This is a genomic window from Mesorhizobium sp. M7A.F.Ca.ET.027.03.2.1 (assembly GCF_003999175.1).
Classification (GTDB): Bacteria; Pseudomonadota; Alphaproteobacteria; order Rhizobiales; family Rhizobiaceae; genus Mesorhizobium.
Window position 1 is genome coordinate 1 of the sequence record NZ_RZOM01001226.1, and the last position, 1,658, is coordinate 1,658.

A 1,658-nucleotide genomic window follows, 5' to 3' on the forward strand; every position below is an offset into this window, starting at 1 on the left:
CCCTTGAGCAGCATCTGCCATGTCCGTGACAGCACCCTGACCGACAGCGTCCTGGCGAAATCGGCGCCGCGCTGCCGCTCGTCCTCCGACAGCGAGGCATCCTCGATGGCCGTCGGCACGAAACGCAGCCGGGTGACGAGATGGTTGAATTCGGCAAGGTCGGTCAGCACGGCGGCTGGATCGGCGCCGGTGTCATACTGCGCACGGAATTCGCCAAGGGCTGCCGCCACATCGCCCTTCATCACATGTTCGAACAGGTCGACGATGCGGGCGCGGTCGGCGAGCCCGAGCATCGCCCGAACCGCATCGGCGCCGACAGAGCCGGCGCCATGGGCAATCGCCTGGTCGAGGATGGAGAGCGAATCACGGGCCGAGCCCTCGGCGGCGCGCGCGATCATCGCCAGCGCGTCGTCGTCGACCGAAATGCCTTCCTGGGCCGAGATCGAGGACAGATGCGCGACCAGAGCGCCGGCGTCGATGCGCCTCAGGTCGAAGCGTTGGCAGCGCGACAGAACGGTGATCGGGACCTTGCGGATTTCGGTGGTGGCGAAGATGAATTTGACGTGCGGCGGCGGCTCTTCCAGCGTCTTCAGAAGGCCGTTGAAGGCCTGCGTCGACAGCATGTGCACTTCGTCGATGATGTAGACCTTGTAGCGGGCCGAGACCGGCGCGTAGCGCACGCGCTCGATGATATCCCTGATGTCGTCGATGCCGGTGTGCGAGGCGGCGTCCATCTCGATGACGTCGACATGGCGGCCTTCCATGATCGCCTGGCAATGTTCGCCGAGGACGGCGAGGTCGACCGAAGGCTGGTCGATATCGGCGGTTTTATAATTCAGGGCCCGCGCGAGGATGCGCGCCGTCGTGGTCTTGCCGACGCCGCGCACGCCGGTCAGCATCCAGGCCTGGGCGATGCGGCCGGTGGCAAAGGCGTTGGTGAGGGTGCGCACCATCGGCTCCTGGCCGACCAACTCGGAAAAATTCGAAGGACGGTACTTGCGCGCCAGCACGCGATAGGCGGCGGCCTTGCCTATCTCCAGGCTTTTTGGTCCCGAATTTCCGGCTTCGCTCATACGCCCGTAAAGCTCCAAATGGCCGCGCCCGAAGGCGGCCGATTCCTGCGCATAGTCTCGCCCGCGCTGCAATGCGTCGTCAATATCGCGAGAGGGGCCGATGAGGTGGGAGGCTGGAACAATGACCCGTTCCGGGCTCGTTAGGGCTGCTTCCTTCCGGACCTGACCCGGTTGGCGAGTGGATCGTCCACCACCAACCTCCCGCTTTCCATATCGGCAATTGCGCGACGAAATGCAAGTCCGCCGAAGAAATCGTTAAATGTCGAATCGGCGCACCAGACCGTGAGGGCGCAATGATTCACTTGCAGCCCCCTTGCCGCCGCTCTAGCCTTCATGTGTTGAGCAAACCAAGAAAAGCAAGGGAAACGCCGATGCTGCCGGGCCTGGAGGCCGGATTTACGCTGGACGCACGGCTGGAGGCGGACAGCGAACAGTTGATGTGGCTTGGGCTGTGCGAGCTGCGGGTGATGAACGACCGCCGCTGGCCATGGCTGCTGCTGGTGCCGCAGCGGCCCGGCGCGGAGGAAATCCATGACATGACGCCACTCGACCAGGCGATGCTGACCTTCGAGACCAATATGGTGG

The 1,658-nt window shown here is 64.1% G+C and carries 1 protein-coding gene, 1 other RNA gene and 1 pseudogene; 1 reads left to right on the forward strand and 2 read right to left on the reverse strand.

What is annotated here, in order from left to right; translation table 11 throughout:
- Both EN750_RS33230 and ffs read right to left on the reverse strand, forming a co-directional pair.
- On the reverse strand, positions 1-1,073 hold a 1,073-nt coding region (locus EN750_RS33230), incomplete at its 3' end, for a DNA polymerase III subunit gamma/tau (RefSeq protein ID WP_127399187.1).
- A gap of 105 nt (positions 1,074-1,178) precedes the next feature.
- Positions 1,179-1,275, reverse strand: an RNA gene (ffs, locus tag EN750_RS33235) — signal recognition particle sRNA small type.
- 169 nt (positions 1,276-1,444) lie between these two features.
- On the opposite strand from ffs, the pseudogene EN750_RS33240 reads away from it, so the two are divergent.
- A pseudogene (locus EN750_RS33240) lies at positions 1,445-1,658 on the forward strand (HIT domain-containing protein); the annotation flags it as partial.